This is a genomic window from uncultured Halovibrio sp. (assembly GCF_913056445.1).
Taxonomy (GTDB): domain Bacteria; phylum Pseudomonadota; class Gammaproteobacteria; order Pseudomonadales; family Oleiphilaceae; genus Halospina; species Halospina utahensis_B.
The window spans coordinates 1-5,755 of record NZ_CAJXMA010000124.1 but is presented as its reverse complement, the minus strand read 5'-3'; the positions used below and the strand labels follow the sequence as shown (position 1 = coordinate 5,755).

At 63.6% G+C, this 5,755-nt stretch carries 7 protein-coding genes; all 7 read right to left on the bottom strand.

Features of this window, described 5'->3' with window-relative positions; all coding sequences use genetic code 11:
- Positions 1-900: ACP S-malonyltransferase (gene fabD, locus QZ501_RS14760; RefSeq protein ID WP_295720573.1), on the bottom strand; the 900-nt coding region annotated here is incomplete at its 3' end.
- 19 nt (positions 901-919) lie between these two features.
- On the bottom strand, positions 920-1,924 hold the full coding sequence (gene plsX, locus QZ501_RS14755; protein WP_295720571.1) for a phosphate acyltransferase PlsX: 1,005 nt from the start codon (positions 1,922-1,924) through the stop codon (positions 920-922).
- 7 nt (positions 1,925-1,931) lie between these two features.
- Positions 1,932-2,111 carry a 50S ribosomal protein L32 gene (gene rpmF / locus QZ501_RS14750; RefSeq protein WP_095617027.1) on the bottom strand — a complete coding sequence of 60 codons (180 nt, stop codon included), beginning with the start codon at positions 2,109-2,111 and terminating at the stop codon, positions 1,932-1,934.
- 36 nt (positions 2,112-2,147) lie between these two features.
- On the bottom strand, positions 2,148-2,714 hold the full coding sequence (locus QZ501_RS14745; protein WP_295720569.1) for a YceD family protein: 567 nt from the start codon (positions 2,712-2,714) through the stop codon (positions 2,148-2,150).
- A gap of 41 nt (positions 2,715-2,755) precedes the next feature.
- Positions 2,756-3,790 carry a S49 family peptidase gene (locus QZ501_RS14740; RefSeq protein ID WP_160898842.1) on the bottom strand — a complete coding sequence of 345 codons (1,035 nt, stop codon included), beginning with the start codon at positions 3,788-3,790 and terminating at the stop codon, positions 2,756-2,758.
- A gap of 15 nt (positions 3,791-3,805) precedes the next feature.
- On the bottom strand, positions 3,806-4,465 hold the full coding sequence (locus tag QZ501_RS14735) for an HAD-IA family hydrolase (RefSeq protein ID WP_295720567.1): 660 nt from the start codon (positions 4,463-4,465) through the stop codon (positions 3,806-3,808).
- A complete protein-coding gene (locus tag QZ501_RS14730) occupies positions 4,462-5,439 on the bottom strand; it encodes an RluA family pseudouridine synthase (protein WP_160898844.1) in 978 nt (325 codons plus the stop codon). The genes QZ501_RS14735 and QZ501_RS14730 overlap by 4 nt, the downstream gene beginning before the upstream one ends.
- Between the last annotated feature and the right edge of the window lie 316 nt (positions 5,440-5,755).

Below are 5,755 nucleotides of genomic sequence, written 5' to 3'. Positions count from 1 at the left end.
TTCAGGGGTTTCCGTGGGATGGCATCCCATGCTGCGGTCAATGCGCCGCGTCAGCCCCGACAGCACCTTGCCGGGCCCGCATTCGGCCATGACACCGACACCCTGTTCGCCCATGTAGCGTACGGATTCGGTCCACCGCACCGGCGAAATCAGCTGCCAGTAGAGATTCTCACGGATGGCGGCCGCGTCGGTCACTGCCCCCGCGGTCACATTCTGGACCACGGGAATGCCCGCGTCCTGGAAACTGACACCCGCCAGAGCACCCGCCATACGGTCCGCCGCGGGCTGCATCAGCGCACAGTGGGAGGGCACGCTCACATCCAGAGGCATGACCTTCTTAGCGCCCTCTTCACGGGCGCGCTCCACGACCCGGTCCACCGCAACGGTGGAGCCGGCGATGACCACCTGCCCCGGGGCGTTGAAATTGACCGCCTCAACCACGCCATCGGCGACATGCTCCTGGCAGAGACTGATCACAGCCTCGTCATCCAGTCCCAGTATCGCGGCCATGCGCCCCGCGCCTTCCGGCACGGCATGCCGCATGGCGTCACCGCGGATACGCACCAGCTCAACGGCATCGGCAAAATCCAGGCACCCCGCCGCCACCAGTGCGGAATATTCCCCGAGACTGTGGCCCGCCAGATAATCCGGCTGCGGGCCGCCCAGATCCTGCCACACGCGCCAGAGCGCAACACTGGCAGTGAGAAGGGCGGGCTGGGTCACATCGGTACGGTTGAGCTCTTCCGCCGGGCCCTGCCGGCAGAGTTCGGCCAGGTCGTAACCCAGTACGCCGGAGGCCTGCTCAAAGGTCTGCCCGACCAGCGGCCACTCAGCAGCTGCTTCGTCCAGCATTCCAACGGACTGGGAGCCCTGACCGGGAAACACCAGTGCTGTCGTCATCTGTCCTTCCTGTTCGTCTCTAGAATTCAACCTGTTCCAGCAAGTCCCCGAGCCTGCGCGGCAGTTCATGGTCGACCTCACGGGCCGCCTGTTCAATAGCCGCCACCAGTCCGGTCACGTCCGCATTGCCGTGGCTTTTGATCACCACGCCGCGCAGGCCGATGAAACTCGCGCCATTATGCCGTGCGGGATCCAGGCGCCGCTTGATCCTGCGTAACACCGGTGCAGCAAGGACCGCGACAAAGCGGGAATACCAGCTGTCCGCGAAAGCACGCCGGATGAGATCACCGATCAGTTCCGCCACGCCCTCTCCGGTTTTCAGTGCCACATTGCCGACAAAACCGTCACAGACCACCACATCGGCCACTCCCCGGAAAAGGTCGCTGCCTTCAATATAGCCAATGTATCCGGATTGCTCCCGCGCCTGCAGCATGTGGCCGGCCAGCCGGACCTGTTCATTCCCCTTGACGGCCTCCTGTCCCACATTGAGCAGTGCCACTCGGGGCTCCTGGACACCATCCACAGCCTGCGCCATGAGGCGCCCCATCAGAGCGAACTGCACGAGATGCTCGGCGCTGGCGTCCACGTTGGCGCCCAGGTCCAGCACATAGCAGTGGCCGTCATGGAAGGGGATGCGCTTGATGATGGCGGGCCGTTCAATGCCCGGCCAGGTCTGGAGGGTGTTGCGGCCCAGGGCCATGAGTGCGCCGGTGTTGCCCGCACTGACGCAGGCATCGGCGTCGCCGCTGCGGACCAGCGAGAGCGCACGCGCCATCGAGGACTGCTGGCCGTGGCGCAGGGCATGGGAGGGACGTTCCTCCATGGTGACCACGTCGGGGGCCTCCTGCATCTCGATGCGATCGTGGCCCGCAGACAGAAAGGCCTCGAGTGCCGTGCGCCTGCCCAGCAGCACGACCCTCAAGGCCCTGTTGTTCGAAACAGCAATTTCCGCGGCGCGGACCACCGGTTCACAGCCGCGGTCGCCACTCATGGCGTCAACGGCAATGGTGGTCTCAGCCGCCACCGGTCACTCAGTCTTCCGGTGTTTCGATCACCTTCTTGCCCCGATAGAAGCCATCGGGGGAGATGTGATGCCGACGATGCACTTCCCCGGTAGTCGGGTCCATGGAAAGCGCGGGCTTGCTGAGCCCGTCGTGGGAGCGACGCATGCCGCGCTTTGAACGGGTCTTGCGATTCTTCTGAACGGCCATAGCAGATTACTCCTGGAGTCTTGCCTTTCTCTTGAATTACGAATCCGTTCCGCCCTGGTCCTGCCCCCCAGTGCCAAGGCCGGCCAGTACACGGAACGGGTTATCTGTATCATGCTCGCGCGCCTGAGCAACAGCGTCGTCGGCATCCCGGTTGATGCGCTCCAGCGTGGCGGATGCTTTGCAGCCTGCTTCCTCATGCACCGGATAATCCGGCAGACTCATGATAAGCTCATCCTCCAGAAGCTCATGGATCGGCAGATCCCGCTGCCCCGACACCATGGGCTCAAGAGTGGCTGGCAGCTGCTCTGCCATCACCTCTGTATCCACCACACCTACCCGGAAGGTTGACTCCACCGGCAGGCGCATGGCCTCAAGGCATCGCTGGCACAGTACTTCCAGCTCCGCCCGGATCCAGCCTTCAATGACGCGACGCCGCTCGTCATCAAAAAAGAACGCCAGCCTGACCGCCGCCTCGCCTTCTGTTTCCAGAATCAGCGGCTCCAGCCGGTTCATACCGGCAAGGGCCAGACTGCCCTCTTTGACGGTCCCCTGTTCGAACGGCTTCAGCGCATCGACCGACAGGGGTATCTCCGGGTTCGACATAAGGCCGCGATTCTAGGGTTCCCGCCGGTGATTGTCAAAGCTCAGCGCAGCACAGGGCCGCTGTTCATGAGCGTTTCCGTAACACCCTGCCCGACCGAGCTGCCCAGGTCACGCATAATCCGCTGGAACGGAGACGGCTCATAACTGTAGTCCACGATTTCCTCGGCACCGACCACATTGCGGGCCACCTGCCCCGGGGAGTTGAAGCTGTCGACCAGCCCCAGCTCGCGTGCCCTCTGGCCAGTCCAGATGAGCCCCGAGAACAGATCCGCCTCGGATTCCTTCAGCTTGTCACCCCGTCCCTCGCGGACACGCTCGATGAACTGGTCATGGGTGCGGTCCAGCACACTCTCCCAGAACGCAACCTGTTCCGGATCCTCCGGCAGGAAGGGGTCCAGGAAGGCTTTGTTCTCGCCCGCTGTGTACAGCCGGCGCTCTATGCCCAGTTTCTCCATCGCGCCGGTGAATCCGAAGCCACCGCCACGCACGCCAATGGAACCAACCAGGCTGGAGGGATTCGCGTGGATCCGGTCAGCGGCGGCGGCAATGTAATAGGCTCCGGACGCTCCGATGTCCGAAATCACCGCGTGCACCTTCTTGTCGGGGTACTCGTCACGCAGCCGGTTGATGGCCTGATAGACGTAATCGGCCTGGACAGGACTGCCGCCCGGGCTGTTGATGCGCAGGATCACGCCTTTGGACTGCTCCGCCGAGAAGGCGTTCTCCAGCGCGGTCACCAGATTGTCGGCACTGGCATCCTGGCCCTGGACGATCGCACCCTCCACATCCACCAGCGCGGTATGGGGCCCGCCTGCGCCAGGTGTGAGATCACCAGAGCCGAAGGGTGACCCGAACGTGAACAGAAGCGCGAACAGGTAGAGCAGCCCCAGCGTCTTGAACAGTATGCCCCAGCGCCGGCTGCGACGCTGCTCCGCCTGCATCGACATCATGGTCTTCTCGATCAGGCGCCATTCCTTGGAGTCCTCCCGGGCCTCCTGGGTACGTCCTTCCGGTCGCTGAGCGGATTCTTCCCGCGTCACGCCCCATTCCGCATTTTCCGAATCCCACTCGGACATGGTGTCTCCTTGCAGTTATTCACGGGTGCCGCCGGAAGCCATCAGCTCCCGCAGCTTTGAGATGTCAGAGGCAATGGCCATGGGGTTGTGTGCCGAAAGCTGCTCCTCCGAGTGCACCCCCCAGGTCACGCCAATAGCCGGCATGCCGATGCGGCTCGCCATTTCCATGTCGTAGATGGTATCACCGACCATCACCATGCGCTCCACGGAGGCACCAGTTTCGGACACAATCTGGCGCAGCATCAGAGGGTCGGGCTTGGAGGCGGTCTCATTGGCACAGCGGGTCAGAGGGAAAAACCGCCCCAGGCCGCTTGAGCCCAGCGCCCGATCCAGCCCAGGCCGGCTCTTACCGGTGGCCACCGCAAGCATGGGGCCACCATGCAGCGTTTCGAGCAGCTCATCCACCCCCTCGAACAGATCCGCCGGTGTGGTATCGCGCTGAAAGAAATACCGGGCATAGACCTCGCGCAGCTGTGTCATCTCTTCACGGGTGATGCCCGGCCAGAGCTGGCTCAGCGCCTCTTCCATGCCCAGCCCCACAATATGGCGCAGCGCCTCGCGCTCACGCACCGGATAACCCAGATCCCCTGCGGCCAGCTCAAGACTGTCCGCGATATGGTCCACGGAATCAATCAGGGTGCCATCCCAGTCAAAGATCACTACGTCAAAGTTCATTGGCGCTTTCCCAGTCGCTGAATCTGCGCTTCGAAATCATCCGGAACCGGCGCTTCAAAAGTCACTCTTTCGCCCGCGGGCGTCTCGAACGTCAGCTGCTGGGCGTGCAGCATCAGCCGGTCACCACCGCCCCGCTGCCAGGCCGCCTGCGACGCTCCGTCAAGATACTTGGCATCCCCCGCGACCGGGCACCCCTGGCAGGCCGCATGCACCCGGATCTGGTGCGTACGCCCAGTCAGGGGCGTGGCCTCCAGGAGGGTGTAGCCTGAAAAACGCTCCAGAACCCGGAAATCCGTCCGCGCCGCCTTGCCCTGGTCGGCGCTGACCCGCACCAGCCGCTCGCCGGTCCCACCGGTGACCCGCTGCAGGGGCGCCTCCACGCGATTCACCGCCTGCGGCCACTCCCCGACTACCAGTACCCGGTAGACCTTGTGCGTACTCTTCTGCCGGAACTGATCCTGCAGTGCCTTGAGGGCGGAACGGCGCCGGGCTACCAGGATCAGCCCGGACGTGTCACGGTCCAGCCGGTGCACCAGCTCCAGGTAACGATCATCGCGCCCGGCACGCAGGGTCTCAATCAGCCCGAAATCCACACCACTGCCACCGTGCACCGCGATGCCCGCGGGCTTGTTCACCACCAGAAAATCCGGTGCCTCATGCAGAACCGCCGCTTGCATGCGCCGCTGCACCCGACGGCCCGGCTGGGCACGATCCGGCTTCTGCTCGGGCTCATGCAGTGGCGGCACGCGGATCGAGTCACCGGCAGCGATACGATAGTCAGGCTTGACCCGCTTACGGTTGGCCCGCACGGCCCCCTTACGGATCACACGATAGATAACGCTTTTCGGAACGCCCCGGAAACGCCCCATGAGGAAGTTGTCGAGACGCTGTCCGGCCCACTCCGGCGCCACCTCCAGCCACTGGACCCTGGGTCTGGATTCGGCGCTGTCATGGCTGCCCGGGTGCCCTGGCATTATGTGTTTCTCCTGGGATGCGGAGCCATTCCGCAGCTCGTTGATGAGGCAGGGGATTACTGCTATATTGACTCTGTTTTCCCACTCCGCTCGGCCGACGATCTTGGCCGGCTGGACTGGCGGAACACGGTCAGCGATTGAATCCGCAATTATAGAGCCTTCGGGCCCGGTATGAAACGAGCAGCGGACGCACCGGTTCCACCTGGCAGGAAAACAGCGAGAGCCAACAGAATCACACAGGCGCGCGTCTGAGTCCTTTCACCCGCTGGCCGGAGCTCAGGAGGCTCCTCCGGTGGACGGTCACGGAAACTGAGAA

Excerpts from the sequence above, each read along its gene's own strand:
- QZ501_RS14740 (WP_160898842.1), bottom strand. The coding sequence starts at position 3,790 with ATGTCCGAGTGGGATTCGGAAAATGCGGAATGGGGCGTGACGCGGGAA.
- rpmF (WP_095617027.1), bottom strand. The coding sequence starts at position 2,111 with ATGGCCGTTCAGAAGAATCGCAAGACCCGTTCAAAGCGCGGCATGCGT.
- QZ501_RS14745 (WP_295720569.1), bottom strand. The coding sequence starts at position 2,714 with ATGTCGAACCCGGAGATACCCCTGTCGGTCGATGCGCTGAAGCCGTTC.
- QZ501_RS14735 (WP_295720567.1), bottom strand. The coding sequence starts at position 4,465 with ATGAACTTTGACGTAGTGATCTTTGACTGGGATGGCACCCTGATTGAT.
- QZ501_RS14730 (WP_160898844.1), bottom strand. The coding sequence starts at position 5,439 with ATGCCAGGGCACCCGGGCAGCCATGACAGCGCCGAATCCAGACCCAGG.